The following is a 1,200-nucleotide window of genomic DNA, read 5'->3' as shown; positions in this document are numbered from 1 at the left end:
CTGAATAAAGTTATAATGCCTTCTCTAGCAATTTGGGCTTCGCGAAAATCATTCGTCCCGCTGATGTTTGTAAAACACTTGTTACTAGGACATCAATGCGCTTTCCGATATAGTCGCGTCCCTCTTCGACCACAATCATCGTACCGTCATCCAAATAGGCGATACCTTGGTTATGCTCTTTTCCATCCTTAATGACTTGAACGCTTAGCTCTTCACCAGGTAACACCACTGGTTTCACCGCGTTCGCGAGGTCATTTATATTCAACACTGCCACATTTTGCAGCTCACAAACTTTGTTTAGGTTAAAATCATTTGTCACGACTACACCCATCGTTAATTTCGCAAGCTTCACTAACTTACTATCAACCTCTTGAATATCGTCAAAGTCACCTTCGTAGATTTCAACCTTGATTGAAAGTTCTTTTTGAATTCGATTTAAAATATCGAGTCCTCTTCTACCGCGATTTCGTTTTAACACATCTGAAGAATCCGCAATATGCTGAAGTTCCTCTAACACAAACCGAGGAATAACAATCGTTCCTTCGAGAAATCCGGTTTGGCATATGTCCGCGATACGCCCATCAATTATAACACTCGTATCTAAAATTTTAAGTTTTTTCGCTTGTTGGTTTGCTTCTTCTTCCTCCGAGCCCTTCTTCTTACTAGCGCGATTAATCGAGAATACGTTCACAAGCTCATCCCGCTTTTTAAAACCAACCTGGAAACCTAAATATCCTAAAAGCAGGGTAATAAAAATAGGAAGCACTGTATTTACAACCGAAAATGAAATACGGTCTAATGGAATTACAATTAAAAACGCTACAATTAATCCCGAAATCAAACCTAAGCTTCCAAATAAAACATCTGTAACAGGAGCTTTGATCAATGACTCTTCAAGCCATTTAATTAAACCTACGATATAATCTACTAACCAAAAAGTAACAATAAATAATATAATAGCACCTAAAATCGCGAGCGTATACGAGTTATTTAGATATGGAATATTGTCGATATTTAACAGCTTTAATAAATCCGGTAGGTAGACAATTCCAAGCATACCTCCGACGATTAGAAAAAAGAGCTGCACAATACGTTTTAACATTCCTTCACCTCCTCCTATTCATTATAATCACTTTATAATAATTGAAACCTACAATAAATAGCTTTTTTCAAAATGTAAACAGAATGACATAGATGTGT

General features: G+C 37.0%; 1 protein-coding gene. It reads right to left on the bottom strand.

The genetic code is table 11. From position 1 onward, the window contains the following. Positions 1-10: 10 nt before the first annotated feature. Positions 11-1,102 (bottom strand): PIN/TRAM domain-containing protein, encoded by a 1,092-nt coding sequence (locus tag V7147_RS24850; protein WP_335370471.1) that lies wholly within the window; start codon positions 1,100-1,102, stop codon positions 11-13. Between the last annotated feature and the right edge of the window lie 98 nt (positions 1,103-1,200).

Origin of the sequence: Bacillus sp. JJ1521, assembly GCF_036965165.1 — a bacterium.
In the GTDB taxonomy this organism is placed as follows: domain Bacteria; phylum Bacillota; class Bacilli; order Bacillales; family Bacillaceae_L; genus Ferdinandcohnia.
The sequence above is the reverse complement of the archived record's forward strand: the minus strand, read 5'-3'. Positions and strand labels throughout refer to the sequence as shown.

Excerpts from the sequence above, each read along its gene's own strand:
- V7147_RS24850 (WP_335370471.1), bottom strand. The coding sequence starts at position 1,102 with ATGTTAAAACGTATTGTGCAGCTCTTTTTTCTAATCGTCGGAGGTATG.